Below are 24,438 nucleotides of genomic sequence, written 5' to 3'. Positions count from 1 at the left end.
GATTCAGCCCGTGAACCAGGCGAAGGTCAGGGAGATGATGCCGGCAAGGATGACATAGGTTGGCCAGTAATCGTCGGATCGGTCCAGCTTTTCCATTTCGAGCGCCCGCTCCTTCGGATCTTCAATCTGGAGAGCTCTGTAGTAGCGACGGCAGGCCCAGAGCATCAGCACGAAGGAGCCCAGTGTGAGGATGTAGGCCACGACATACACCTCGTCCAGAAAGGTGAGATAGGGGATGCGTGGCAGGTCGGCATCCTGCGCCTGCTGCATGAAGACCAGCGTCAGCAGCACTGTGACCGGCAGGGTGAGGCGGACGTCATAGTGTTGCGTGTCGAGCTTGGTGGCGCCCGCGATCATCGCCACCACGATCAGCAGGGGGACCAGCACCTTCCAGAAGGCTGACCAGGCGCTGCTGGCGTATTTGACGGCAAACACGAGCTGGCTGTAGTCGGAGGCCCCTTCGCCGAAGCCGAAATCGGTGTCGTAGTGATGTTTGTAGGTCGCCAGAGACCAGCCCATGTTCACCCAGCCGGTGTGGGCATGGATGAACTGGCCGATGCCGCTGCCCTTCACATCCGGAATGATCTGAAGCCTGTTGTTGCTGAGGACGATGTCGTCGGCCTCGATCATGATGGGCAGACTCAGGGATGTGAACGGATGATGCCTGTAGTCAACGCGGTCAATGAAGAAGGTGCCGCTGTAGGCGCCTGTCATGTACCAGGTTCCATCCTTCATGCGGATGGGTTCGTCCTTGCCGGTAGGTGTAAAGACAGAGTCTGATGATTCGGGGATGTCAAGCAGGTTGATCGGCGTCATCACTCGCCAGATCTTGAGGTTGTTTTCGGTCATGTATGTCTGCAGGTCGTCGTCCCATTTCATCCACCAGTAACCCGTGCTATCAAATGAGGGAACCTGTAGATTGATGTTGTAGTTGTTCATCGCGTACAGGCCCATTCTCAGCTTCATCACCCCCTGTGGCGTGTCGCTGCTTCCTTCGCTGGGGATCTTGTAGCCATCGTGATCGCGCTTCAGCAGTCTGGGGAGATTCTGCTCGCGCTGGAGCATGCCTGGATCATTGCCACGGGCCAGCTCCAGGTAATCACCGGTTCGACTGCGCGGCTTGTCCACCGAAACCACGGCAATCAACATCATCATGATCGCCAGCGCTGCCAGCAGGAGTGCCGAAACATTCCAGGGCTTCTGAAGAATGGTGGGGTGCCTGGATCGCCGAGGCTCTCGAGGGGGCATCACAGATTCGCGGGCAGTTGGGTGAGCGGTGGGGGGATGTCAGGTTGTGAAGGCTGCCGGTTCAGATGGCGTGGTCGGGGCTGTAAAGGATCTGGGCAAGGCAGTAGATGAAATAGCTCACAGCGGTGAGTACAATGACATACACAATGCCATCCGAAACGCCAGCTCCCATCAGCAGGCCGATCAGCAGCACGCCGAAGATCCCGCCGATGTTGTCAAGAATCGAGTAGGCCACATTCGCCGATACCTGGTCCTCCTGCCGAAACAGATCCGCCACCGTGGCCAGCCCCGTGGCGTAGATGCCGCCGGCGGCGCCGCCCCAGACGAACAGCAGGCTTAGGGCGATGCCGTAGTTGTAGATGCCCAGAGGAAGATACACGGCACAGATCACGCCGACCAGCACGCACAGGATCGTCAGCAGAGTGCGGTTGATGCGATCCGATAGGCTGGAGATCAACAGTCCCAGACTGACCGAGCCCAGCATGAAGGCTGTGAGAAGCAGTGAGGCGCGCTGCACCGTCAGGCCGTTCATCATGCCGTACAGGGTGAGAAACGCCGGCAGCCCGAAAAAGGTGACGCCCCCCACGAATGACGAGAGCATCGGCACCTTGGCCATCCGGATCACATAGCCCAGCCGCAGGCGTCCCTGACCGCAGATGCGCGGGGCCTGATTGAGGAAGGGAACGATCAACAGCAGCGCCACCAGCACGATCAGCATGTTGGCCTGGAATGCCTGGTTGCCCTCTGCCGATCCCACCTGGTTGAACAGGATCGGGCCGCTGGCGGTGCCGAGCGAGAGGGCCGAGCTGTAGCACCCGCTGACCAGGCCGCGCAGCCTGCCGAGAGGGACGGCGTTGACCCAGGTCTGCAGGGAGATCAGACAGAGGTAGGTGCCGATGCCGAAGCAGAACACCCCCACACACCAGATCGGCAGACTGCGGGTGCCCGAGAGCAGCAGCAACATCACCAGCCGCACTCCGGTGGCGAGGGCCATCGTGCCCACGAGGCCGAGCCGGGCCAGGATCTGATCGATGGAGGAGACGATCGACACCACCGCCCCCATCTCGAAGGCCAGACAGAGGCCGATCAGACCTTTGCTGAAGCCGTACGACTCCAGCCGCACCGGGAACAACACCGTGTTGAAGCCCACGGCCGCCTGGATCACGGCGGTGGCCAGGATCAGGGCCACCACCGCGATCAGGGCTCCCCTGTCCCCGCTGGCCTGTTTCGCTTGCGCCATGGTCACTCCTCGTGGAATTTCTCGAAGGGGAGGGTGAGCACCACGAGCTCACTTCCTTCGCTTTCCTGGCGGTGCACCAGGCTGCCGCCGAGTGCCCGGACCTGCTCGCAACAGGTGGCGAACTGCAGGGAATCCTCATCGAAGACATGCTCGGGGTGATAACGGTCCTGGATCAGTGCGCTGCCGTTGAGCGTGCTGTCCTTGTCGGCGAAGCGCAGTGACATCACCAGATCCAGCGTGTTCAGCTGCTCGCGGGCGGCATCCAGGTCGAGTTCACGCAGGGATCCCAGGGCCGTGTTGCTGAAGGGGTGGAAACAGAGGGCATGGATGATCTCCTTCAGTTCCTCCGGATCGCCCCACACCATGGAGGGCACATCGCGCGCCACCTGGAGCGGCGTGTCGGTGGGCAGGCTGCTGCGCAGCAGCGCAGCGGGATCAAAGTTCTCCGCATGCTCCGAGCGCATCCCCTGTCTGGCCATGGCATAGCGCTTCAGGGCGGAGGCGTAGGGAACAGGGGATTCGCCGGCAGGCTGGTCTTTGGCTTCCCCAGTGCTCACCGGCACGGTCTGCCCTTCGAGTCTGGCCGCCACCATCGCCAGCTGGGCAGCTGCCGCGTTGCGCTCCTGCATGCGCTCCTGCTCCACCCGATGGAGCCTGCTTTCGGCCATGTGATGCAGCGATTCGAGAATGCCGTTGCGGCTGCGAAAGAACCAGAGCGCAGTGCCGAACAGGATCGCCAGGATGCCGGAGGTGAAGGCCGCCCGCTGGGCGGCCAGTCCGATCGGGTTGAGGCGTTGCTGCAGGGTCTTCAGTTCAAGATCCATGCCCAGGGTGCCGACGAAGCGCCCCTGCGAATCCTTGAACGGTGCATAGGCGCTGTAGAAGGTTCCCCAGATATCGGTGTAGGGCTCCTGGTCGACGGCGGGCTTCTGGCTTTGCAGAGCTTGCTGAAGCGCCTTGCCGGCGTCGGGGTACGGATCCATCAGCTGAGGCGCTTCATCCGGCTTGCCGTCCTTGTCGTTGTCGTTCTGGGGACTGCCGTTGGCGATGAAGTAGACCTTGCCGTCCTTGAGGATGTTGGTGTAGAGGTAGCGCACATCCGTGGAGGCCTTGCGGAGCGTCTCCATATGGGCAATGAAGGCGAGGTAGGCCGGGTCCTGCCTTGATGCCTTGGAGGTGAACGTCTTGTGCCGGTCGCCATCGATGCTGGTGGCGGCGACACTGACGTTGCGCAGCAGGCCGTCACGGATCTCTTCCTTCACCGCCTCGACGGCACGCAGGTAGATGAAATAGATGGTCACATTGGTGACCGCCAGCCAGGCCAGGGTGAATAGAACCCCCTGCACGGCGGGGTTCGCCAACGCAGCACGGCGTGGCTGAATCTCGGTCATCGCATCCCCCCGGCGGCGGTGGTTTCGGCCGTTCCTGGTGAGGATGGGCGAAGGTCCGGGACGCCCTGGGCCATCGCTTCGATCCATTCCTGCAGAAACGACTCCAGCATCTCAGAGGTGACGCCGGGGACGGTGACCAGATGGGCGAAGTCCCCCCTGGTGGCCAGCTGCCAGCGGCGGGCCAGCGCCTCATCCGGCCGCCTGAAGACCAGGATGCAGCCATGGTCATGGCAGGTGACGCCGATGCCGGCCCGCTCCATTCTGGTGGCGAAGTCGACCGCCAGCTGCAGTGACTCCTCGGCCAGAGCGGCCAACCCCTTCGCACCGACCCTCTGGATCACCAGCCAGAGCACCAGGGCGGAGAGGCCATCCCGAGAGCCGGCGAGGGTGGTGTCGAGCGACCCGACGTATTCGGCACTGCCGTCGAAGGGGCGCACGGGGTCGCTGTGGCTGAGCACCACACCGCACGGAATCGGTGCGCCGAGAAACTTGTGGCCTGAAAACGAGAGCGTATGGATCGGCAGGCGGAAGTCGAACAGCGGCGCCCCATCGATCCAGGTCAGCAACGGTCCGTACAGGGCGGCGTCGACGTGCACGTGGAAGCTTCGGCAGCGCCGGCTCTCGAGCAGCTCCAGAACCTGCTGCGGTGGTTCGATGGCGCCATGAAAGGTGGTGCCCAGGGTCAGGTTGAGAATGAAGGGCCGTCCATCCAGATGCCTGATGGCGTCGTCCAGGGACGCCAGGTCGAGGCTGCCATCGCCATGACTGGCGACGACCCGATAGGGAAGCCGCAGCAGATGGGCGATTTTGTGCAGACAGTAGTGCGATTCCTCGGAGAACAGGAGGACAGGGTTCTCGAGTCGATCACGGCCCTGGACGATGCCATACATGATCGCCTCGGTGCTGCCGTTGGTGATGTAGCCCCAGGCGGAAGCGGGGTGGAGGTGAAACTGCTGGGACCAGAAATTGACAACCTCACGTTCGAAATGACAGGTGTTGATGCCGTCATTGGGATGGAAGGGGTCGCCGATGTTATTAATGTTGAATCGCAGGAACTCGCCCAGTTCTGCGAAGGAGATCAGCCGACTGTTGGGAAAGCCGATGTAGTGGGCCGAGCGTTCCACGAAATGGGAGCGCAGTCCCTCCAGCCTTGCCGCCGCAGCGTCCCCGGGGAATCGCTGCTCATGCCGGGTCCAGGGGTCGTAGCTCATGCGTGATTCCCAGGACCGATCGCGGAGGGCCTCAGGAGTATGCAGCAACCTGGCGACGCGGTGGTGCTGACTCAGCAGCATTCTGCCGACTGTGTGGGGAACGCGCGACCGATGGCACCCCGTGCGGGGTTTGGTTCCACCGCCGACTGTAGGCTCTGCGTGCGCTCGGGGTGGTGTCGCCGCGGAGTCGACGCTGCTGAGGGTCCATGGAGAGGCGAGCGCTCCAGGTTCTGCTTTGTGTGTTGAGGCGGCCCGCCGTTCACCCGGGGAGTGGCAGATCATGCAGACGGCCCCGTCCTGTTGGACCTCGAAGCTGATGTTCATCAGCAACGGGTAGGCCCGGTGCGTGTGATGAAAACCTTGCCCAGCTGCTCGATGCGCTGGCCCCCGTTGCTGGGTGATGGAAGCGCATCACGTCTGTGCTCCTCTGCTCGGCCGCTGCAACTGCGGCAGAGCCTCGCGCAGGAGCAGTTCATCCGGCCCCTCCTTGCGGAGATAACCCTGCTGGCGGAAATGCGAAATCGCCTTGGTCACGGTGACGCGGGTCAGCCCCGAAATCTCCGCCAGGTGACGATGGGTGAGATTCATGTCGTCGAACGACAGGCTCACGCCACGGCTGTTGACGCGTCCGAAGCGCTCACCGATCCACAGCAACAGTTGAAACAGGCGTGACTCCGCCGGTCTGGTGCGGCTCAACTGCAGAAGGGTGGCGGTCTGCACGCTCTGAGCGAGCAGGAAGGCTTCCCGCTCCTCAGGCTCGGGTTCGGCCTCCTCCACCCGCGCCGAGGAGAGGGCCAGGAGCTGCAACGGTGCCACGGCAATCAACGAGGGGATCACCAGATCACCCGGCCCCCATAGCCCGAAGGTGCAGGCCTCCCCATGCTCGCTCCAGCTGCAGACCCTCAGGTAGCCGTCTTCGATCCGCCAGTTGAGATTGCAGGGCACTGCCGCGCCGGCCTGCAGGCTCAGATGGAGATCTCTGGCTGTCATGGCGGAATGCATGGCAGGAAAGGCCGTGAATGGATGACGGTGAGGCCACATCACATTGACTCCGTTGTCTGTCAACATCTCATCGGCGGCTGAAGACAACGGCGTCAATCGCCCCAATGCTGTGGTCTGGCCACTGTCCGTGTTCCTGACCGGACGTCCGGCCCAGTGGCTAGGGATTGCGAGATCTCATCACGGAGTCTGCTGAGGTGACGTGCGCCAACCATAGGGGACCCTCTCTCATGAGCTGGGTCGCCTCTTTGGCACCATCGCTCATGACCGCGATCAGTCGCCCTGATCATGCTCCAGTCAAGATGAAGCCGCTGCAATGACAGTGCTCTCATGGCGTACGGAGAGGGCCAGGCAGCGGGGACAGCCTGAGAGAACAGACGGAATTCGTTTCTGGTTGTCGCGACAACATGCGCAGGTGTGCTGTTTTGGTCCACATCCTTTTCATTCCTGCTTGCATGTCTGTTCCTGGAGATCTGGATCCGCTGCGAGGCATCGCAGCGGATTCTTTTCTGCTCCTCGCTTTTCCTCCTGCTCCCTGAACCCGTGACGGAAGCGGCACGATCAACCTGGCGCCTTTCAGCCCGCGTCCACCGGGTTGCCACGGGGACTGTGTCCACACAGCCGCCAGGCGCCACAGTGATGAGAGCCCGGACGGCCGCTGCCGGCAGCAACGCGGCGGGTGTCCGGGCCATGGGCTCCACCGCCTCTGTCGGCGTCCCCCGCGTCTGGGTGGCAGCGAGTGGTTCGTGCATCGGCCCGCCCACCCCGAGGAGGCGCTCAGGCCTCCAGGTAGTCGACGAAGCCCTGGGACAGCTGCCGGATCGCGGCATTGGCCCGGCGCTCGAGTCCGCGGGCGGTGTCGCGGGTGATGCCCATCCGCCTTGCCGTGGCGCTCAGGCTCAGCGGGGCCTCGGCGGTGAGGCCATAGCGGAAGCGCAGCAGGGTGGCTTCCGCCGCGGGGAGATCATCCAGCAATCGCTCGATGTCCTGCTGCATCAGGGTCGTGGTGACCTGGTCATGGGGATCGGTGCGGCGGCAGGCCAGGGTTTCGACCAGGCGCAGCTCACTGCCGGCGCCCTGCTGGGCGTCGAGGCTGAGCGGCTCCTGGGCGCGGAACAGGACCTCCCGGATGTCGAGAGCTTTCAGTCCCGTGGCCTCCGCCAGCTCGCCCAGGCTGGGATCACGGCCCAGCGTCTGACCGAGACTCTGCTGGCACTGTCGCAGCCGGTGCAGCTGGTCCACCATCGTGGAGGGAAGGCGGATCGTGCGCCCGCGGTTGATCAGGGCGCTGCCGATGCCATCGCGGATCCACCAGGTGGCGTAGGTGGAGAAGCGGTAGCCGCGGCTGGGGTCGAACCGCTCGACTGCCCGGATCAGACCGATGGTTCCATCCTGAATCAGATCCTCCAGATCTCCCGGCCGGTGCTGGTAGCGCTTCGCCATGCTGATCACCAGACGCAGGTTGGCCACCACCATGCGGCTGCGTGCCCGTTCGGCCCGATACAGACAGCGCTGCAGCTCGCGGATGGTCATGCCGGTTTCCAGTGCCCAGGCGTCCAGGCTCGGGATGGATCCGCCGGAGCGCAGGGTCATCTCTTCCTTCACCTCCAGCAATTGCCGACCCCTCTGCACCTCGCGTGCCAGGGAAATCTCCTCACAGGCTGTGAGCAGGGGGATCCGAGCAATGGCACGCATGTGCAGGCTCAGTGCGTCGCAGCGGCCCGAAGGGCGCTTCTGTGGCGCAGGCATTGGAGGGGGTTGGTGGAGAGGGTCGGCGAACGTTAATGACTGAGATCGGGGCGTGGGTGCCCAGACCCCCCGTTCAGGCTCAGCAGCTCGAATCGTCCTGATCAGCCCTGCTGATCAATGGCGGGATTCGGTCGCTGATGGCTATGGATCACTCGGATGGATTGCTGTTCGAATCCTGGGGCCGATTGGCACCCTGTCCTGCCTGACGGATCAGCCAGTAGGCGGCAGCGAGTCCCACCACGATCAACCCGAATCCGCCCATCAGGGGGGCCTTGTTGTCGGTTCCTGGCGGCAGCACGATCACTTTCCGCGCCACGGCAGTGAGGGCGGTCAATAACACCAGTTCGATCTGAACCACCTGATCGCGCAGGTAGGCGGTCACGTTCTGCAACACCTCAAGGGCAATGAAGATCAGCAGCAGCCGATCGAGCAATTTGATCAGACTCCCGTCAAACCAGTCGGTCTGCCACTGCACGATCTTGACCCCCGACTGCAGCAGGAGTTCGACCGTTGCAAAGCCGATGACCACCGCCAGCAACAGGGCGAGAATCTTGGCGAGCTGCCGCTCGTAGCTGTGGATGGCGCCAAGAAAGCGCTTGTCGCTGAACAGGTCCATGGCTCAGGAGAAGAAATTCCAAGCGACTGGGGCCGGGATGGATGGGTCCTGAATCAGGAGCCACATCTCCATCCACCACCCTGATCACTCTCGGACTGGCGCTGGCCCCGGGGCCGGTCTGCAAGCACCGAGGCGGCGATTCTAAGCCTCTCTCTCGAGGATGGGGGGCATGATCCAGCCAGGGACCGTGTTCACGCATCCGTGAACGCCATCTGAACCGGGGGGGCATCACAAAAAAAATGGGATCCCAGGACAACTCCTGAGATCCCGAATGTCAGCCGCCCGGAGAGCAGCGTTGCAAGGGCTGTGGCTCAGAACTTGTGGTCCCGCAGGGCCTCGACCTGAGAGATGTAGGTGATGATCGAGTAATCCGCATAGTATTTGGTTTCGATGTGATGGGTGATCCGATCGGCCAGCTCGCGGGTGCCGGTGAGGACCTCGATTTTGATGTTCGACAGTGTGTGGGAGACACTTGGTTCCTCGGTGGAGCGCACATTGCGGTTGCCTTCTCCGCCGGCTGCCATCACGGTGTAGCCGGTGGCGCCGGCCTCCTTGATGAGCTTGATCAGTTTCTTGGAGAGGATTTCCTCTGCAACAATCACCAGTTTCCAGACCTGTTGACTCATGACTCATTCCTCTGAAGAGATGTTCTGACTTTAAGATTATCGACCGAGCATCATCTCGGCGATTCCGATGAAGAGGGGGATGCAGATGGCGATCGCCACAGGGGTGCCGATGGCGGTGGACGCACCGATGTAGGCCGAGGGATTCGCCGATGGAATGCCGGCCCGCAGGGTCGGCGGTTCCGAGATGTCCGAGCTGGAGGCGGCGATCACGGCCAGCACTACGGCGCCACCGATGCTGAAGCCGGTGATCCTGTGGATCAGGAGACCAAGGCCGAAGGCCAGGAAGCCATGCAGGATGGGGGCGATGAAGGCGTAGATCGCAAACCACTGGGCCACCTTGCGCAGCTCGTTCATGCGTTGAGCGGCCTCCATCCCCATGATGATCATCAGGATGGAGAGGAAGCCACGGAAGAGTGGGTTGAAGAAGCTCTCGTAGACAGGCTCTGGTTTGGTGGCAATGCCGAGGGCAACACCCAGCAGCAGTGCTGTCACGGCCGAGCTCTGCAGGCTGTCCTTCACGATCGGCCAGATTTCGACTGTGTCGCTGGCATGGCCGCTCCGCTTGCTGATGTAGAGGCTGGCGACGACAATTGCCGTGACCAGGGCCGGAATGTCCATGAAGGGATACAGCGCAGCTGTCCAGGCCTCATAGGGAACCTTGGCGGAATCCAGCTGCGGCAGCACCGCCGCGAGAGTGGAACCACTGACGGCGCCGAACAATCCGCCCGTGGCCACGGCATCCGGCACCTTGATGCCTGGCAGCTTCGCCAGGGTGTACCGGCTGATCAGAACGATCAAGATGCCAAGTGCCACGGCGGCGAGCGCCGGCAGAAAGATTTCGGAGAAATTGGAGTTCCGAATCGCGATTCCACCACTGAGACCGATTTTCAGCAGCAGGAAGAACGTGATGAACTTGTAGATCGAATCGGGGATGGCAAGCTGGCTGCCGAAGGAGGCCACAACAATGCCACCGATCAGAAAACCCAGGGTTGGTGACTGGAGCTGCTTGATCAACAGCGTGATGAATTCAGACACTGGCTTTATCTTGATGAAGAAAGGCGAAATCAAGGCGACGGCGTGGCGTGAGCTGCGGCGGATCCCTGCTTCTCTGATCGGTGTATGCCATCGGCTCAGCTGAATCTCTGCTGCAGGGCGATGCCGTCGTGTGTCAGCAGCTCTTGTCCTCCGATTCGCTGCAGCCATCCCTGCTGCCGGAAGTGGCCGAGGGCTTTGGTCACCGTGACGCGCGACACGCTGGCCATCTCCGCCAGTTGACGGTGGGTGAGATTCATGGCTTCCAGTGGAAGCGAGCGGCCTTGTTCGCTCTGGCAGCCGAAGCGTTCGCTGAGCCAGATCAGGAGATGAAACAACCGTGCTTCGGCCGGGCGAATGCGGGTCAGTTCCAGCAGCACGCCCATCTGCTGACTATGTGTGGAGGAGAAGGCCTGCCATTCATCGGGCTGGGGAACCCATTCATGCACCATCACCCCTGACAGGGCGCGAAGTTCCATCGGCTTCTGGCTGAGCAGGTCCGGAATCACAATGTCTCCGGGGCCCCAGATGCCCAGGGTGTAGACATCGGCGCGATGACTCCAGCCTGTTGCTCGCACAACGCCATCATGCACACGCCAAAACGTGTGCACAGGCAATGCCTGCCCGACCTCAAGTGCCAGCTGTAAACGATGTTCCGACATCATTGCCTGCATTCCTGGTCCATGCAATGGAGGGAGAACTGACGGTCTCGAGAGACACCCTCAACTGTCGAGGCTGAAATGTAGGTTGTGCCGCAATCGTGTTGGGGCGATGATCAGGCAGCAGCTCCAATGGTGTCAATAAGGGTTTCTGACTGCCTGCTTTTGCTGATGTTCCCAGGCGACACCCTGATGTTCCTGCGCAACTTGAATTCCGCCGATTCAGGTCATGGGTTTTCATCGATCCCTTCTGGTCTCTTCCGCCGGTGCCTGGGTTGTCGCTGTGACCCGTCCCGGACGCACGCATGAAAAAAGCCCCGGCTGGGCCGGGGCTTGCGCTCTGAAGCTGAGGCAGGGAGTTCAGGGATGCGATGCTGCGGCCGTCAGGCTGCCGCTCCCCCTGGCGGGACTGTCAGGCCAGGCCAGCGACCGCCTGCTCGAGGGCATCGCGGCGGCTGAGGTTGATGCGCTCCGCCGGCAGCTTGCTGTAGAGGCCGAGCTTCTCGAGTCGGCGCTGGGTGGTGCCGGTGGCCCCCACCACAAACACCTGGCGACCCTTCTCGATCGCCTCCTCGACGGCGTTCTCCACGGCCAGGGCCGCGGTGACGCCAAGGTGTGAGACCTCCGAAAGGTCGAAGATCACCGCCTTGCAATCGGTGATGGCATTGTGTTCGCGGCCGATCGCCTTGGCCACCCCGAAGATCATGGCGCCATTGAGCTGGAAGAGCAGCACCTGACCCTTGCCCTGATCCAGCATCTGCTTCTCTTCATCGGGAATCATCAGGTCGCCATCGCCGGTGCTCACCGATTTCACCGATCGGCTCTGCAGAGCGCTCATCTTGTCGATGGTGAGGATGTTGGCGATGAACACACCCACACCCACCGCCACGATCAGATCCACCAGCACCGTTAGGGCGATCACCAGATACATGATCACCGCGCCGCTGATCGAGATGCGGTGGGCGCGCCTGATGAAGCCCCAGTCGACGATGTCGACACCCACCTTCAGGGCGATGCCGGCAAGCACGGCCTGGGGAATCTGGGCCGCCAGCCGGCCGCCGGCCAGGATGACCACCATCAGGATCAGCGCCCGGCTGATGCCCGAGAGGGCGCTGCGGCCCCCCGCCTGGATGTTCACCACCGTGCCCATCGTGGCGCCTGCACCGGCGATGCCACCGAACAGGCCGGACACGAGGTTGCCGAGGCCCTGACCGATCAGTTCCTTGTTGGAGTCGTGCTCCGTTCGGGTGATGCTGTCGGCGATCACAGCCGTCAGCAGAGCGTCGATGCAACCGAGCATGCCAAGGACGGCGGCGTCGATGAACATCAGGCGCAGTTCGCTCACCTCGAAGGTGGGAATCTGCAGTTTCGGGAACCCTGAGGCGATCTCGCCGATCCGGCGGATGCCCTCGCCACCCTCACCGCCGCCGCTGAGGAGGGTGAGCGACAGCACCGTGCCGATCACCAGGGCGATCAGCTGGGGTGGGGCGATTTTCTTCACCTTCGCTGGGGTGAGCCAGAGAATCGCCAGCGTGATCAGCGCCAGGAGCACCTCGGTGGGCCGGGCATTGCCCAGCAGCTGGGGGAGGGCGCTGAGGGTGCCCATCACCCCGCCCTTGGGAATCGCCTGTCCCAGGAACGGGCCGATCTGCAGGATCACCAGGATGAAGCCGATCCCGCTCATGAAGCCCGAGATCACCGTATACGGCATCTGGGTGATGTAGCGGCCCAGCTTCAGCAGGCCGAACAGGATCTGAAACACCCCAGCCAGCATCACCACCGTGAAGGCCATCGCCAGCCCGTTCTCCGGGTGGCGGGCCGTCAGGCTGGCGATCACGGCCGTCATCACCACCGTCATCGGACCGGTGGGTTCCGAGATCAGGGTGGGGGTCCCGCCGAACACAGCGGCGAACAGGCCGACCAGCACGGCGCCCCACAGACCGGCGGCGGCACCCGCTCCGGAGGCCACACCAAAGGCCAGGGCCAGGGGCAGGGCCACGATGGCGGCCGTGACCCCGCCGAAGAGATCCCCCTTGATGTTGTTGGTGCTGATGTGGTTCAGCAGCCGCAGTCGCGGGCGCCGCGGCGGCGCCGATGCGGTTGTCATCGCTACAGGCGAAGGTTGGCGCGGAACCTTAGGCGGTGCGCTGCGAACCTGGGTTGGTGGCCGGCCTTCAGAGCAGGCCGCAGTGACGCACCAGCCGCTGCACCATCGACCAGGATCCCAGCGTCACCTTCAGGGCCACCAGCAGGTTGAGCAGCGGAATCCAGCCGCCGCTGAGCAGATCGCCGAAACGGCCCCCTTCCGGGGACATCCCCAGCAGGGCCAGCAGCGCCACCAGCAGAAAGCCGAGCACCGCCGCCTTCTCCAGCAGGTCGGCGCGGTAACGCACGAACAGCCGCTCGCTGCGTTCGGCGCCGCCGCTGATCAGCTGCAGTCCGATCGCGGTGCCGCCGGCCACCCCGGCCGCGAAGCCGCCGCCGGGGCTCAGATGGCCGCGCAGGGCCAGTTCCACCGCCACCAGCGCCGCGATCGTGGAGCCGAGTTCGCACAGCACCTGGGAGGGAGGGTCCTCGAGACCGCGGATCCTCTGGCGCCCGGGTTGCCCGGCCAGCACCAGGCGGACACCGGTCGCCGCCAGGGTGAACACCACCACTTCCGCCACCGTGTCGAACAGGCGGGTGTGCAGGATCACGCCGGAGACCAGGTTGGGCACCTGGGTCTGCTCGGCCAGCGTGCGGATCAGCTCCTGAACGGCCGCCGCGCTCGGCAGCGGGCTGGCCAGCGGCGCGGCGAACAGGGCGATGGCCGCCAGCAGATACAGCCAGGTCATGGCGCCATCTCCGGATCGAGCAGGACCGCACCGCCCGCGTCACGCCAGGGGCCATAGCCGGGGCACCGCTGCAGCCGCTCCAGCAGCGCCCGCTGGCGCAGCACCAGACGCCCGCCATCCTCCAGCCATCCGTGGCAGCGGTCCCGGTCGGCGCCGGCCTCCACGAGTCGCAGGCGCAGATGCAGGGGGGAGATCCATTGACAGAGCCGTTCCACCGGTTGCGGATCGGGGCCGCTGCGGCGGTCCTCCAGCCGCAGCGCCATCGAGGAGCGCAGCGCCACGGCATACAGGGTTGTGGAGAGCAGCGTGCCCACCAGGGCCTCGGTGATCGCCACATCCGGCGCCCCGAGCAGCGCGTAGAGCAGGGTGGCCACCGAGCCGAGGATGCCGCGCAGCACGAGCGTCTGATAAGGGTTGCTCTGGCTCACCAGCAGCACCGCCGTGAGCGGCAGCAGCGCCGTGATCGGCAGCAGCAGATCGAGTTCGCCGCCGAGGCTGAGCGCAGGGTTGAGGAGCACCTCGTTCATCGACGCAGGGTTGGGGAGGACAGGGGCACGCCGGCTGACGGCTCGCCCCGCGGTGGGAGCGAACAGCGCGCCAGCATGTAGCCGAAAATGGTGTTCCACACCATCAGGCCCAGCAGCGCCAGGCAGAGCAGCGGCCACTGCCCCGGGATCCGTAGCAACAGACCCAGCAGCATCAGGGTGGAGCCGAGGGTGTCGGCCACCGAGAGCTTGTGCAGCTTGCCGAGATAGCTGCCGCTCTCCAGCAGGGGCCAGGTTCCCCAGAACCAGAGCAGCAGTCCTGCCGCCAGCAGCAGCAGGCTGAGGTGGCCGATGACAGGCTGCATGACCTGCAGATGGGCGGTCATCGCTCGACCTCCCGCAGCAGGTTGGCGAGCAGCAACATCCCCGAATTGCCGGCGCTGAGGCTGATCGCCCCCACCAGCCCCAGCATCCAGTCGTTGCGCAGCACGCCCACCACCATCATGATCAGCGCCACCTTCGAGGCGATGCTGCTGAAGGCCGCCATCCGGTCCCAGACGCTGCAGGGGCGGCACACCACGGCGATCGGAATCAGCAGGGCCAGCAGCATTCCCCAGATCAACACGGTCATGGCTCAGTCCTCCATGGATGGGGTGGGTCGCGGCGGGCGCGGCTGCGGCCGCAGCTGGTGGATGCGGTAGACCGACCGGCCCTCCACCCGGCTCAGGCCGAGCACGAGCGTGAAGGGCGTGAGCGTGATCGCCAGCACCTCCAGGAAGATCACCAGCCGCTGGCTCGGCGGGCTGGCCGGCTGCTCCAGCCAGCGCTCCTGCTCCTCGCCGCTGCCGCCGATCAGGGCCAGCGCCTCCCCGTAGGCGAGGGGAATGGCCATCAGGGCGCGCCAGAGGGCCTTGAGCAGGGGGGCCAGCGGTTGACGCGGTCCCTGGGCGTGGGGCAGCAGGAGGGCCAGCGCCAGGCCGATCAGCAGGTTGATGGCACTGGTGTCGGCCGTGAGCAGACCCCAGAGCAGGAGCCGCAGCAGGCAACTGAGCAGAAACCCCATCAGAGCGCTCCCCCTGCCAGCAGGGGGCTGAATCTGCCGCTGTGCATCGCCACCACCAGGCCGGCCCCGATCAGTCCCAGGCCGCCCAGCAGGTCGGGGAGGCGATCCAGCTGGGGCAGGGCCATCCTCTCGCGCCAGCGCAGCCGCTCGAGGGCCTGATCGAGGGCCACGCCGAGGAGCAGCACGGTGAAGGTCTTCACCAGGCCATCGACCGTGACGCGTCCTGCGCTGAAGGCCACTCCGGCGATCAGCAGCGGCAGGCTGAGCAGCAGGGCTCCCCAGGACAACGGTGCGCGCGGTGTCAGGTCCCAGGGCGCCCGGCAGAGACGCGTGTAGAGGGCCACGCTGCCGATCGAGAGCAGCAGCACGGCCCAGGCCAGCGGTGGGCTCAGGGCCGTCTCCAGCTGTTTCTTGGCGGAGAAGCCGAGCATCGGTGCCACACCGGCGATCGAGAGGGCACCCAGCCACAGCGGCAGCTGCAGGCTCCAGGCCAGGGGCCTGCTTGACCAGCCCTGCAGCGAGCGGCTCGGCCAGTGGCGGGCGGTGAGAAAGAGCCCCGCCTTGGCCAGGCCGTGACTGAGCGCCATCGCGCCGCCGGCCGCGGGGGAGAGGATCACCAGCCCCATCTGCGCCAGGGTGCTCCAGGCCAGCAGGCGCTTGGCATCGTCGACGACCAGGGCGTACGTCACCCCCAGCGCGGCGCTGGCCAGGGCGATCGGGGTGAGCAGTGCGGTCACGCTGGGGCTGAGCTGCTCCAGCCGCAGCAAGGGCAGGGCGCCGGCACTGACCACCACGCCCGACAGCAGAGCCGACACTTCGGCGGGGGCCTCCGCATGGGTGCGCGGCAGCCACAGCCCGTTGAGGAACACGCCGGATTTGGTGAGCAGTCCCACCAGCACCAGGGCCAGGGGTGCCCCTGGTGGCAGGGCCGCGAGGGCGGTGAACTGGAAGCTGCCGCTCTGGGAGTACACCAGGGCCGCACCGATCAGATACAGCCCCATGGCGGTGTTGCTGATCAGGAGATAGCGCAGGGCGATCCAGTCAGCCCGGGCGCTTCGGCCCTTGAGGATCAGCAGGAAGGCACTGATCGCGACCACCTCCAGGCTCACGTAGAGGCTCACCAGATCGGTGGTGAGGAAGCTGGTGTTGAGGGCCCCCAGCAGCACCAGCAGCAGCAGCCAGCCGGTGCGCTCCCAGCCCTGCCGGCGGCCCTCCATCCACACCGCCAGGCACACCAGCCCGCCCAGCAGCAGGAACCAGCAGGCGAGGCCATCGACGCTGAGACTGACCCCGTACCGTCCCAGCAGGAGCAGCTGCAGGCCGCTGCCCCCCAGCAGAAGCCAGCCCCCGAGCAGCGCGGTGGCCAGCCCGCACAGAAGAATCAGCGGGGCGCTCAGCGCCGGCAGCAGCGCCACCGTGAAGGCGGCGAGGTAGGGCGCCAGCAGCCAGATCACCAGCTGGGGGCTGCCTGGGCTCCAGGCGTCGCTCATGGGCGATCGGGTGGGTCGAAGCTGGACGCATCAAGGCTGGGGTCGATGCGGGCCAACTGGGTGATCACCACCAGCAGCAGCGCCTGGATGGACAGGCCGATGACGATGGCGGTCAGGATCACGGCCTGGGGGATCGGATCGGCCAGATCGGCGCCCGCCAGGCCGGGATCGGCCGGGTTGGCGAGGCGCGACAGAATCGGTGTGCGCAGGCCGGAGCGGGCGCCCAGCAACACGAACAGCGCCACCACGGCGCTGCCGGTCACATCCATGGCCAGCACCTTGAGAAACAGGTTGCGTCGCAGCAACAGTCCCGTGAAGCCGGCCAGGGCGGCCAGAAGGATCAGCAGCTCCAGCAGTCGGATCGCAGCCATGGGCCAGTCCGCGTTGCGGAGGTCGGCCGGACAGTAGCGGTCCATGCAGTATCCCGGGCGGAAACCCGCTCCGACGCGTCCTCCTCAGGCCCACGCGCCAGCCCCTGAGCCGCACGGCCCCACATCACCCGGCCGGATCCCTATAACCCCGTGACCTTTTCAGGCTTCTGATGCCTCCCCTCCCACCCTTGCTGATGGAGTTCAGCTCCCATCAACTGGAAACGGCCGAAACCCTGATCCAGGTCGGTCGCTTCCTGGTGATCTTCATCGCCGCCCGGGCGATTGCCGAGCTGATGGTGCGCCTGCAGCTGCCGACGATCCTCGGTGAACTGGTGGCCGGTGTGCTGATCGGTGTCTCCGGTCTGCATCTGATCGTGCCGCCCGGCGCCCAGGCGGAGCTGAGCGCCGCCGCCTCCGGCCTGGTGGCCACGCTCTCGGACATCACGCCCGAGGCGGTGCGGCACGTGTACGACGAGACCTTCCCGAGCCTGCAGACCGTGTCGCAGCTCGGCCTGTTCGCCTTGTTGTTCCTCACCGGTCTGGAGAGCGAGCTCGATGAGCTGGTGGCCGTCGGCGTTCAGGCCGGAACGGTGGCGGTGACCGGTGTGGTGCTGCCGTTCGCCCTCGGCACGGCCGGGCTCTACTACCTGTTCCATGTGCCGCTGATCCCGGCGGTGTTCGCCGGCGCGGCGATGACGGCCACCTCGATCGGCATCACCGCCAGCGTCTTCGGGGAGCTCAAGTGGCTCAAGCGCAGCGAGGGCCAGATCGTGATCGGTGCCGCCGTGCTCGATGACATTCTCGGCATCGTCATCCTGGCGGTGGTGGTGGCCGTGGTCGGCGGTGGCGCCTTCAGCGTCGGACCGGTGGTGAAGCTCTGCCTGGCGGCCGTGGCCTTCGTGGCGGTGGCCCTGTTCCTCAGCCGCACCGCGGCACCCGCCTTCGACTGGGTGGTGGACCGGCTCAAGGCGCCCGGCGATGTGGCCGTGGCCAGCTTCGTGGTGCTCACCCTCTGCTGCTTCGCCGCCCAGGCGATCGGCCTGGAGGCCGCCCTCGGCGCCTTCGCAGCCGGCCTGATCCTCAGCGCCTCCAAGCACACCCATGACATCGACGCCGCCGTCAAGCCGCTGGTGGCCCTGTTCGCCACCGTCTTCTTCGTGCTGATCGGCACCGGCATGGATCTGTCGGTGCTCAATCCGTTCGACCCCGCCAACCGGGAGGGCCTGATCGTGGCGGCCTTCCTGCTGGTGGCCTCGATCATCGGCAAGATCGCCGCCGGCTGGAGCTACGTCAGCAAGGAACCCACCAACCGTCTGGTGGTGGGCCTGGGGATGATGCCCCGTGGCGAGGTGGGCCTGATCTTCCTGGGCCTGGGCCGTCAGGCCGGCATCCTCAGCCCTTCCCTGGAGGCGGCGATCCTGCTGATGGTGATCGGCACCACCTTCCTGGCGCCGATTCTCCTGCGCCTGGTGATTCCCTCTGAGGCCGGCACCCCTGGCGCCGAGGCGGTTCAGCCCAGCGCCTGAGCCCCAGGGCCGCCTCTGTCCGCCGAGTGTCGTGGTGCAGTCCTCCCGTCCCTACGCCGACAGGCCCGTCGCCCTGGCCACCCGCCACGGCAAGCAACGGGTGATCGGCCGGGCCCTGCGCCACGGTCTGGGTGCTCGGCTCCTGCACCTGCCGGAGCTCGACACCGATCAGCTGGGCAGCTTCTGCGGCACGGTGGCGCGGCAAGGCACGGCCCTCGAGGCCTGCATCGCCAAGGCCGAGCTGGCTCTGGCCCATGGCGGCACGGGCCTGGCGATCGCCAGCGAGGGCAGCTTCGGCCCCCACCCGGCGGTGCCGTTGCTGCCGGTGGGGATGGAGGTGATGGTGTTCCTTGACCAGCAGCGCGGGATCACCATCCACGAGCAGCTGCAGGCCCGCCGCACCAACTTCGCCCAGCGGCGGCTGAAGGCGGCATCACTGGAGAGCGAGGCCGGCAGTGCCGAGCTGCAGCGCTGGCTGAGCGCTGTGGGATTTCCCAGCCACGCCCTGATCGTCCGCCCGCTGGGTGCCATCGCCCCGGACTCTGCGGCGATCCACAAGGGCATCCATCAGCGCCAGGCCCTGTGGGCGGCCATCGCGGCGGCAGCGGCGGCGGCGCCCAGTGGGCAGGTGCAGCTCGAAACCGACATGCGAGCCCACTGCAACCCCACCCGCATGGCCAGCATCCGCCAGCTCAGCTTCCGGCTCGTGCGGCGGATCGCCACGGCCTGCCCGAGCTGCCAGGCCCCCGGCTGGGGTCTGATCGCCAGCGAGCCCGGGCTTCCCTGCGGCTGGTGCGGCCTGCCCACGACGCTGACGCGCGCCGAGATCCATGGCTGCGTGCGCTGCGACGAGCGCCGGGAGCTGCCGCGTCGCGATGGGCTGCGCCAGGCCGATCCCGGCCATTGCCCCCACTGCAATCCCTGAAGCTCCCCGCACTGCTGCGTCTGATCGGCTGTGCCTTGACCGGCTGTGCCTTGACCGGCTGTGCCTTGACTGGTGGGGGGGGTGAGTGGTGGGGCTGGCGCTGATCCGGCAGCCGTTGCGGCGGGCTTCAGGACAGGGGGCTGAGGCTCACCCCGTCGTACTTGGCGGTGGTCACCCGCCAGCGCCGGCCGGCGAGGGCGCGCAGGTCGTTCAGCAGGGTGTCGGTGTCGCCGCCGGCCAGCCAGGTCGCCTTTAGCTGGGGCAGGCGTTCACTCATCTGTTCGAGCGGCATTTCGAGCAGCAGCAGGCTGTCATCGCCCGCCAGGCGCCGCAGCGCACCCTCCTCGCTGCGCTGCAGCAGCCGCAGCAGCAGATCCAGGGCCAGGGAGCGGCCCAGCTCGCCCGGTTCCGTCTCCGCCTGGGCTGCCGCCCAGGATTGACCGCCCAGGGGCAGGGCCCGGCGCCCGTTGAGTTCCACCACCGCGAGGGCAACCAGATAGGGGGTGTCGGCCATGGTGCACGCGCGGGGTGCGTCCACCCTCGCGGATCGGCTGCCAGCGGCGATAGCCCCTGGTCGCCAATGGATGGAAAGTGCTCCCTCCTGATGGCTCAGCCCGCCAGTGAGCGTCCCTTCCAGGTCCAGCCGCGGCCGGTGAGAGAGCGCCACACCGACGTGGGACCCAGGGCCGCCACCACCAGGCCGCCGGCCCCCATCAGCCACCAGAGGGTGAGCGGCACCTGGAAGCGCTGGCGGGTCCACAGCCGCAGGGCCAGCTGCAGGCCGATGCCGAGCAGGGCGGCCGCCAGGGTCAGGCGCAGCAGCAGCGTCGCGGTGGCCGCAGAGCTCTGGAGCGTGGCCTCAAGACCTGACGCGCCGTGCAGCAGCCACGCGGGCAGCCGCGGCCCATGGCGCAGCAGCGTGTGCAGCGCGTCGCCCATCCCCGTGGCCGCCGCCGGGAAGCCGGGTGATGGGACGGGGTCGAGCGCGGTGGGCCCGGCGAACCGCTGCCACAGCAGGCCTGTGCCGGCTGTCCCCGCGAGCAGCCAGGGGCCGCTGAACAGCAGCAGCACCACGGCCGAGGCGCCCAGGGCCCTGGCGACGCTGCGATCGAGCCCCGCGAACCAGTTCTTGCTCCAGCCCTCCCACAGGGCGGCGAAATCGCTGTACATGCGCAGATCCACCGCATCGACGCCGAGCAGGTAGCGCAGCCGCAGGCCGCCGCCCTTGATCCGCCGTGCCAGGGCCAGGTCTTCCACCACCTCGCCGGCCAGGGCGCGGTGGCCGCCGATCGCGTCATAGGCACTGCGCCGGAACAGCATGAACGGCCCGGCGGCGAAGGCGGTGGGATCGGCGGGGTCGTTGGCGGCTTCGATCGGAAAGCCCAGCCCCAGCAGGCTGGCCATGATCGGCTGCACCATCCATTCGGCCAGACAGCCGCAGCAGAGCCGTGGCGCCAGGCTGAACAGATCGGCCTGCTCCTCCACTGCCTGGCCCAGGGCCCGCCGCAGGGTCGCGGGCGCCAGGCGCACGTCGGCGTCGAGGAACAGCACCCAGTCGCTGCTCACCTGCTCCATGGCCCGGCTGCAGGCCCAGTTCTTGCCCACCCAGCGCTGCCCAGCCGGCCGGGCACCGGCGTCCAGCAGGGCGAAGCGGCCCGGAGGGCTACCCAGTCGCTCGGCGGTGGCGGCAGCCAGCGCGGCGGTGGCGTCGGTGGAGCGGTCATCCACCACCAGCACCCGCCAGTCGGCGCACGGCGGATCACAGCCCAGCACGCTGGCCAGGCAGGCCTCGATGTTGACCGCTTCGTTGAAGGCGGGGATCACCACCGTCAGGGAGGTGTGCTCCACGGCGTCGGCCCCCTGTCGCAACCGCGGTGCCCGGGCGAACACCCGCGCCAGGCCGCCCAGCAGAATCGCCAGCCCCAGATCCGCCATCAAGGCCAGGGAGAGAGCGGCGGCGGCGAGCAGCAGCGGCGTGGGGGGCATGGCGCTCGGCGTCGCTGACAGGCACCAGGATCGCCCGTCGGCTCAGGGGGAATGCCCTTGCGATGGCGTCAGGTCGCCTGCTTTCTGCGCCTTCCCATGGATCTCACGCTGCGGAGGCCGCCCGCCGCACCGCCGCCGGTGGATACGCCGATCGGGTGGGTCTTGGCCCCCCCTGGCCGGGCGTTCAGACCAGCTCCAGCCGCCGGCCGCAGCGCCGCAGCACCTCGTGACAGTCGCCCCGCATCAGCAGGCCCGCTCCACCCCACACCGTGCGTGCCGGCAGATCCCAGGCGGCGGCCCCCAGCTCCCGCACCGGTTCGAAGCCGAGCCTCTGGAAATAGCGCACCAGGCGCCGGTGCTGGCGGGCATCGTCGCGGATCGCCAGGAAGCGGGCGCTGCGGCAGGGGGTGGCCTCCAGCGCCCAGGCGAAGCAGGCAGCCGTGATCAGCGGGCCGACGCCGCGGTCGCGTTCGCCCTGCTCGCGGCCGGCCACCTCCAGGGAGTCGATGCGAAGGCCGTCGGGGCTCGGCAGAGCCCAGGCCTTCAGGTCGCCCAGCAGCACCAGCCGCTCGCCGCTGCCGACGCCCTGCGGGCGCTGCGCCTGGGCGCTCGTCTCAGACATTGCCTCTGCGGTCGGTTCGCCGCCGGAGCGCCTCTCGGCCACGCCGATTCGCAGGCTCCAGAACAATCCCAGCGGCCGCACCACCTGCAGGCGCAGCAGCAGGCCGCGCCGCCGGGCCTCTGCTTCCAGCTCCAGCAGGCCCGGCGTGTTCATGGCGGCCAGGGCTCGTCGCGCAGCACCGCCTCGATGGGCAGCGCGCCGTAGAGGTGCGGAAACAGCTCGCCGCTGCCGGGAGCCGGTTCTTCGATCACGGCCAGCCCCACCGCCGCCAGGCGGGCGGGATCGAGCGTCAGCAGGCGCACCGCCCCGGCCGGCAGATCGGCATAGAAGCGCGCGTAGGTGCCGGCGATCTGGTGGGCGTGGCTGGCATGGAGGAAGCCCACCTCCTCCAGCGAACGGCCACGGGTGGAGCGGCTGTAGACACCGGCGGCCTGTGCCTCCTGCCACTCCTCGCTCAGGGCGAGGTGATAGAGCCAGCCCGGCGAACGCCAGGGAGCGCGGTGCGCCCAGGGGGGCTGCATCACCGCCAGCAGGGCTTTGCTCGCCAGAAACCGCTGCAGCCAGGTCTTCAGGGGCGCCAGGTCCGGTTCGGCATCGAAGCCGGCCGGATCGGCCAGCCGGAACTGGCGCACGAACGGCAACAGGGCGATGTCAGCCAGCGATCGGCGATCGCCGAGCAGCCAGCCACCGGGCTGCAGCCGCCGGTTCCAGTCCCGCAGGATCGCCAGGCCACGCTCGCGATGGTCCTGCTGCTCGGCCAGCCCCTCACGTCCGTAGCGGCCGGCGTACTTGAAGTGATCGAGATGGTGCTTGAACGGGCCGTCGTTCTCGGCGATCAGCGCGTCCATGCCGGCCTCTTCGGTGGGGCTCCAGCCCGCCAGCCAGCCCTCGGGGTCGCGCTGCCCGAGAGCCCAGCGCATGATCGCCAGGCTCTCGTCAAGAACGGTGGCCGCCGAGCCCCGCCCTTGGCCTTGCGTTGCCGTGTCCAGAGTTGGCGTCCCCTGCGTCCCAGCGGCATCCCGCAGCACCAGCACCGGCACGGTTCCCTTGGCGGAGATCGCCAGCAGCTCCGGAGGCTTGGCTTGCAGGGCCACCTCGCGCAGCTCCAGATCAAGGCCGGGCTGCAGTCCCGCCGCCGCCAGGGCCAGTCGCGCCCGGATCGCGTAAGGGCAGCGGCGGAAGCTGTAGAGGATCGCCGCGCCGCCGGATGTGGCCTGCCTGGAACCGTTCAAGGCCCCGAAGCCCCCTCCGCCGGCTGAGGGGCTCCTGTCATGGCGTCATCCCGGTGGCTGCAGGGCCGCACCGGCCGCTGCGGCATCACCGCCCCCACATGCACCTCGCCCCGCTTTCGGGACTGCTCGATCTGGCGCTGGCGTTCGGCGAAGCGCTCGCGATCGGCGTCGCTGAAGCGATCGAGGCACTGGTGGCAGCTCACCCCTTCGCGGTAGCCGGGGTGCTTCAGATCGGCCGGCGCCAGGGGCAGGCCACAGGCATGGCAGAGGCGATGCTCGCCAGGCTCCAGCCGGTGGTTCACCGCCACGCGCTGGTCGAACACGAAGCATTCGCCCTGCCAGCGGCTGCCCGCTTCGGGATGCTCCTCGAGGTAGCGCAGGATGCCGCCGTGCAGGTGGTGCACGTCACGGAAACCCTGCTGCAGCAGATAGGCGGTGGCCTTCTCGCAGCGGATGCCGCCGGTGCAGAACATCGCGATCGCCCTGGGCCGGCGCTCGGCCACCAGGGGCCGCAGCTCGCGCTCCACCCACTGGGGGAACTCCCGGAAGCTGTCGGTGCCGGGATCGATCGCTCCCTGGAACGAGCCGATCGCCACCTCGTAGTGGTTGCGCGTATCGATCACCAGCGTGTCCGGATCGTCGATCAGCGCATCCCATCGATCGGGCGGCACGTAGGTGCCCACCTGCTCGGAGGGGTTCACGGTCGGGCAGCCCATCGTCACGATCTCGCGCTTGAGCCGCACCTTCAGCCGCTGGAACGCCTGCTGCGGCGCCCTGCTGAACTTCGCCTCCAGCGGTTCGAGCCCCGGGCAGCGACGCAGGCGGCTCAGCACCGCCATCACACCGGTGTCGGGGCCGCAGATGGTGCCGTTCACCCCTTCGTCCGCCAGCAGGATCGTGCCCTGCACCCGCTGCGTCGCGGCCAGCTCCAGCAACTCCAGGCGCAGGGGCACCAGCTCCTCCATGGCGGCGAAGCGGTAGAAGGCCGCCACGCGCAACGGTGGCGTTGCCTCGGCCGCTGCTTCACCCGGGACAGACGTCAGTGCTGGAGCCAGCTCCGCAGGACGGTTGAGCGATGTGGCAGCGACAGCGGCGTCGCCGGCCTCTACGGAGTGCCTTCGGGGCGCCGGCTC

At 66.7% G+C, this 24,438-nt stretch carries 24 protein-coding genes and 1 pseudogene; 2 read left to right on the top strand and 23 right to left on the bottom strand.

From position 1 onward, the window contains the following. Nucleotides 1-3: 3 nt before the first annotated feature. From H8F25_RS05430 to H8F25_RS05345, 18 genes are all read right to left on the bottom strand, one after another. A complete protein-coding gene (locus tag H8F25_RS05430) occupies nucleotides 4-1,248 on the bottom strand; it encodes a hypothetical protein (protein WP_197212335.1) in 1,245 nt (414 codons plus the stop codon). Between the two features lie 61 nt (nucleotides 1,249-1,309). Next, nucleotides 1,310-2,488 carry an MFS transporter gene (locus H8F25_RS05425; protein ID WP_197212333.1) on the bottom strand — a complete coding sequence of 393 codons (1,179 nt, stop codon included), beginning with the start codon at nucleotides 2,486-2,488 and terminating at the stop codon, nucleotides 1,310-1,312. A 2-nt stretch (nucleotides 2,489-2,490) separates the two neighbouring features. Further along, nucleotides 2,491-3,879 (bottom strand): PDC sensor domain-containing protein, encoded by a 1,389-nt coding sequence (locus H8F25_RS05420; RefSeq protein WP_197212332.1) that lies wholly within the window; start codon nucleotides 3,877-3,879, stop codon nucleotides 2,491-2,493. After that, nucleotides 3,876-5,090, bottom strand: a complete 1,215-nt coding sequence (locus tag H8F25_RS05415) for a histidine decarboxylase (protein ID WP_231597141.1) — start codon at nucleotides 5,088-5,090, stop codon at nucleotides 3,876-3,878. Before H8F25_RS05415 ends, H8F25_RS05420 begins: the two co-directional genes overlap by 4 nt. A gap of 411 nt (nucleotides 5,091-5,501) precedes the next feature. Next, nucleotides 5,502-6,080: a Crp/Fnr family transcriptional regulator gene (locus H8F25_RS05410; protein ID WP_197212328.1), complete on the bottom strand. Its 579-nt coding sequence runs from the start codon at nucleotides 6,078-6,080 to the stop codon at nucleotides 5,502-5,504. Between the two features lie 786 nt (nucleotides 6,081-6,866). After that, the gene (locus tag H8F25_RS05405; protein WP_231597140.1) at nucleotides 6,867-7,784 is read right to left on the bottom strand and encodes a sigma-70 family RNA polymerase sigma factor; all 918 of its coding nucleotides are present in this window, start codon (nucleotides 7,782-7,784) and stop codon (nucleotides 6,867-6,869) included. 202 nt (nucleotides 7,785-7,986) lie between these two features. Further along, nucleotides 7,987-8,454, bottom strand: a complete 468-nt coding sequence (locus H8F25_RS05400; RefSeq protein WP_197212324.1) for a phosphate-starvation-inducible PsiE family protein — start codon at nucleotides 8,452-8,454, stop codon at nucleotides 7,987-7,989. A 311-nt stretch (nucleotides 8,455-8,765) separates the two neighbouring features. Continuing rightward, nucleotides 8,766-9,080, bottom strand: coding sequence for a hypothetical protein (locus tag H8F25_RS05395; RefSeq protein ID WP_197212322.1), 315 nt, complete (start codon nucleotides 9,078-9,080; stop codon nucleotides 8,766-8,768). Nucleotides 9,081-9,116: 36 nt separating this feature from the next. Beyond that, nucleotides 9,117-10,148, bottom strand: a complete 1,032-nt coding sequence (locus H8F25_RS05390) for a sodium-dependent bicarbonate transport family permease (RefSeq protein WP_370525826.1) — start codon at nucleotides 10,146-10,148, stop codon at nucleotides 9,117-9,119. 62 nt (nucleotides 10,149-10,210) lie between these two features. Continuing rightward, nucleotides 10,211-10,786: a Crp/Fnr family transcriptional regulator gene (locus tag H8F25_RS05385; protein WP_197212321.1), complete on the bottom strand. Its 576-nt coding sequence runs from the start codon at nucleotides 10,784-10,786 to the stop codon at nucleotides 10,211-10,213. A 397-nt stretch (nucleotides 10,787-11,183) separates the two neighbouring features. Next, the gene (locus H8F25_RS05380) at nucleotides 11,184-12,878 is read right to left on the bottom strand and encodes a SulP family inorganic anion transporter (RefSeq protein ID WP_231597139.1); all 1,695 of its coding nucleotides are present in this window, start codon (nucleotides 12,876-12,878) and stop codon (nucleotides 11,184-11,186) included. Nucleotides 12,879-12,945: 67 nt separating this feature from the next. Further along, nucleotides 12,946-13,605: an MnhB domain-containing protein gene (locus tag H8F25_RS05375; RefSeq protein WP_197212319.1), complete on the bottom strand. Its 660-nt coding sequence runs from the start codon at nucleotides 13,603-13,605 to the stop codon at nucleotides 12,946-12,948. Then, the gene (locus H8F25_RS05370) at nucleotides 13,602-14,132 is read right to left on the bottom strand and encodes a hydrogenase subunit MbhD domain-containing protein (RefSeq protein ID WP_197212316.1); all 531 of its coding nucleotides are present in this window, start codon (nucleotides 14,130-14,132) and stop codon (nucleotides 13,602-13,604) included. The genes H8F25_RS05375 and H8F25_RS05370 overlap by 4 nt, the downstream gene beginning before the upstream one ends. Further along, a complete protein-coding gene (locus tag H8F25_RS05365; protein ID WP_370525825.1) occupies nucleotides 14,129-14,476 on the bottom strand; it encodes a monovalent cation/H(+) antiporter subunit G in 348 nt (115 codons plus the stop codon). The genes H8F25_RS05370 and H8F25_RS05365 overlap by 4 nt, the downstream gene beginning before the upstream one ends. Next, the gene (locus H8F25_RS05360) at nucleotides 14,473-14,721 is read right to left on the bottom strand and encodes a hypothetical protein (RefSeq protein WP_197212315.1); all 249 of its coding nucleotides are present in this window, start codon (nucleotides 14,719-14,721) and stop codon (nucleotides 14,473-14,475) included. Before H8F25_RS05360 ends, H8F25_RS05365 begins: the two co-directional genes overlap by 4 nt. Nucleotides 14,722-14,724: 3 nt before the next feature. Beyond that, nucleotides 14,725-15,153, bottom strand: a complete 429-nt coding sequence (locus H8F25_RS05355) for a Na+/H+ antiporter subunit E (RefSeq protein WP_197212314.1) — start codon at nucleotides 15,151-15,153, stop codon at nucleotides 14,725-14,727. Then, nucleotides 15,153-16,643 carry a proton-conducting transporter membrane subunit gene (locus H8F25_RS05350; protein ID WP_197212313.1) on the bottom strand — a complete coding sequence of 497 codons (1,491 nt, stop codon included), beginning with the start codon at nucleotides 16,641-16,643 and terminating at the stop codon, nucleotides 15,153-15,155. The genes H8F25_RS05355 and H8F25_RS05350 overlap by 1 nt, the downstream gene beginning before the upstream one ends. Then, complete coding sequence (locus H8F25_RS05345) at nucleotides 16,640-17,014, bottom strand: cation:proton antiporter subunit C (RefSeq protein ID WP_197212312.1); 375 nt, start codon at nucleotides 17,012-17,014, stop codon at nucleotides 16,640-16,642. The genes H8F25_RS05350 and H8F25_RS05345 overlap by 4 nt, the downstream gene beginning before the upstream one ends. A gap of 170 nt (nucleotides 17,015-17,184) precedes the next feature. Between H8F25_RS05345 and H8F25_RS05340 the strand changes: the two genes are divergently transcribed. Both H8F25_RS05340 and H8F25_RS05335 read left to right on the top strand, forming a co-directional pair. Next, a complete protein-coding gene (locus H8F25_RS05340) occupies nucleotides 17,185-18,540 on the top strand; it encodes a cation:proton antiporter (protein WP_197212311.1) in 1,356 nt (451 codons plus the stop codon). A 31-nt stretch (nucleotides 18,541-18,571) separates the two neighbouring features. Beyond that, nucleotides 18,572-19,465: a DUF6671 family protein gene (locus tag H8F25_RS05335; RefSeq protein WP_231597138.1), complete on the top strand. Its 894-nt coding sequence runs from the start codon at nucleotides 18,572-18,574 to the stop codon at nucleotides 19,463-19,465. Nucleotides 19,466-19,592: 127 nt separating this feature from the next. Here H8F25_RS05335 and H8F25_RS05330 read toward each other — a convergent pair whose 3' ends face one another. The 5 genes and pseudogenes from H8F25_RS05330 to H8F25_RS05305 all read right to left on the bottom strand — a co-directional run. After that, a complete protein-coding gene (locus H8F25_RS05330) occupies nucleotides 19,593-19,979 on the bottom strand; it encodes a hypothetical protein (RefSeq protein ID WP_197212310.1) in 387 nt (128 codons plus the stop codon). Between the two features lie 95 nt (nucleotides 19,980-20,074). After that, a complete protein-coding gene (locus H8F25_RS05320; protein WP_231597137.1) occupies nucleotides 20,075-21,451 on the bottom strand; it encodes a glycosyltransferase family 2 protein in 1,377 nt (458 codons plus the stop codon). Nucleotides 21,452-21,635: 184 nt separating this feature from the next. Further along, nucleotides 21,636-22,226, bottom strand: a complete 591-nt coding sequence (locus H8F25_RS05315) for a hypothetical protein (protein ID WP_197212309.1) — start codon at nucleotides 22,224-22,226, stop codon at nucleotides 21,636-21,638. Beyond that, complete coding sequence (locus H8F25_RS05310) at nucleotides 22,223-23,305, bottom strand: DUF952 domain-containing protein (protein WP_231597136.1); 1,083 nt, start codon at nucleotides 23,303-23,305, stop codon at nucleotides 22,223-22,225. Before H8F25_RS05310 ends, H8F25_RS05315 begins: the two co-directional genes overlap by 4 nt. A gap of 56 nt (nucleotides 23,306-23,361) precedes the next feature. Next, nucleotides 23,362-24,270 (bottom strand): annotated as a pseudogene (locus tag H8F25_RS05305) (rhodanese-related sulfurtransferase); the annotation flags it as partial. Nucleotides 24,271-24,438: the final 168 nt, after the last annotated feature.

This window comes from Synechococcus sp. CBW1004 (assembly GCF_015840715.1).
GTDB lineage: Bacteria > Cyanobacteriota > Cyanobacteriia > PCC-6307 > Cyanobiaceae > Cyanobium.
The sequence above is the reverse complement of the archived record's forward strand: the minus strand, read 5'-3'. Positions and strand labels throughout refer to the sequence as shown.

What these genes read in the sequence shown, in the direction of transcription:
- H8F25_RS05430 (WP_197212335.1), bottom strand. Translation starts at nt 1,248, where the DNA reads ATGCCCCCTCGAGAGCCTCGGCGATCCAGGCACCCCACCATTCTTCAG.
- H8F25_RS05425 (WP_197212333.1), bottom strand. Translation starts at nt 2,488, where the DNA reads ATGGCGCAAGCGAAACAGGCCAGCGGGGACAGGGGAGCCCTGATCGCG.
- H8F25_RS05420 (WP_197212332.1), bottom strand. Translation starts at nt 3,879, where the DNA reads ATGACCGAGATTCAGCCACGCCGTGCTGCGTTGGCGAACCCCGCCGTG.
- H8F25_RS05415 (WP_231597141.1), bottom strand. Translation starts at nt 5,090, where the DNA reads ATGAGCTACGACCCCTGGACCCGGCATGAGCAGCGATTCCCCGGGGAC.
- H8F25_RS05410 (WP_197212328.1), bottom strand. Translation starts at nt 6,080, where the DNA reads ATGACAGCCAGAGATCTCCATCTGAGCCTGCAGGCCGGCGCGGCAGTG.
- H8F25_RS05405 (WP_231597140.1), bottom strand. Translation starts at nt 7,784, where the DNA reads ATGCGTGCCATTGCTCGGATCCCCCTGCTCACAGCCTGTGAGGAGATT.
- H8F25_RS05400 (WP_197212324.1), bottom strand. Translation starts at nt 8,454, where the DNA reads ATGGACCTGTTCAGCGACAAGCGCTTTCTTGGCGCCATCCACAGCTAC.
- H8F25_RS05395 (WP_197212322.1), bottom strand. Translation starts at nt 9,080, where the DNA reads ATGAGTCAACAGGTCTGGAAACTGGTGATTGTTGCAGAGGAAATCCTC.
- H8F25_RS05385 (WP_197212321.1), bottom strand. Translation starts at nt 10,786, where the DNA reads ATGCAGGCAATGATGTCGGAACATCGTTTACAGCTGGCACTTGAGGTC.
- H8F25_RS05380 (WP_231597139.1), bottom strand. Translation starts at nt 12,878, where the DNA reads ATGACAACCGCATCGGCGCCGCCGCGGCGCCCGCGACTGCGGCTGCTG.
- H8F25_RS05375 (WP_197212319.1), bottom strand. Translation starts at nt 13,605, where the DNA reads ATGACCTGGCTGTATCTGCTGGCGGCCATCGCCCTGTTCGCCGCGCCG.
- H8F25_RS05370 (WP_197212316.1), bottom strand. Translation starts at nt 14,132, where the DNA reads ATGAACGAGGTGCTCCTCAACCCTGCGCTCAGCCTCGGCGGCGAACTC.
- H8F25_RS05365 (WP_370525825.1), bottom strand. Translation starts at nt 14,476, where the DNA reads ATGACCGCCCATCTGCAGGTCATGCAGCCTGTCATCGGCCACCTCAGC.
- H8F25_RS05360 (WP_197212315.1), bottom strand. Translation starts at nt 14,721, where the DNA reads ATGACCGTGTTGATCTGGGGAATGCTGCTGGCCCTGCTGATTCCGATC.
- H8F25_RS05355 (WP_197212314.1), bottom strand. Translation starts at nt 15,153, where the DNA reads ATGGGGTTTCTGCTCAGTTGCCTGCTGCGGCTCCTGCTCTGGGGTCTG.
- H8F25_RS05350 (WP_197212313.1), bottom strand. Translation starts at nt 16,643, where the DNA reads ATGAGCGACGCCTGGAGCCCAGGCAGCCCCCAGCTGGTGATCTGGCTG.
- H8F25_RS05345 (WP_197212312.1), bottom strand. Translation starts at nt 17,014, where the DNA reads ATGGCTGCGATCCGACTGCTGGAGCTGCTGATCCTTCTGGCCGCCCTG.
- H8F25_RS05340 (WP_197212311.1), top strand. Translation starts at nt 17,185, where the DNA reads ATGCCTCCCCTCCCACCCTTGCTGATGGAGTTCAGCTCCCATCAACTG.
- H8F25_RS05330 (WP_197212310.1), bottom strand. Translation starts at nt 19,979, where the DNA reads ATGGCCGACACCCCCTATCTGGTTGCCCTCGCGGTGGTGGAACTCAAC.
- H8F25_RS05320 (WP_231597137.1), bottom strand. Translation starts at nt 21,451, where the DNA reads ATGCCCCCCACGCCGCTGCTGCTCGCCGCCGCCGCTCTCTCCCTGGCC.
- H8F25_RS05315 (WP_197212309.1), bottom strand. Translation starts at nt 22,226, where the DNA reads ATGAACACGCCGGGCCTGCTGGAGCTGGAAGCAGAGGCCCGGCGGCGC.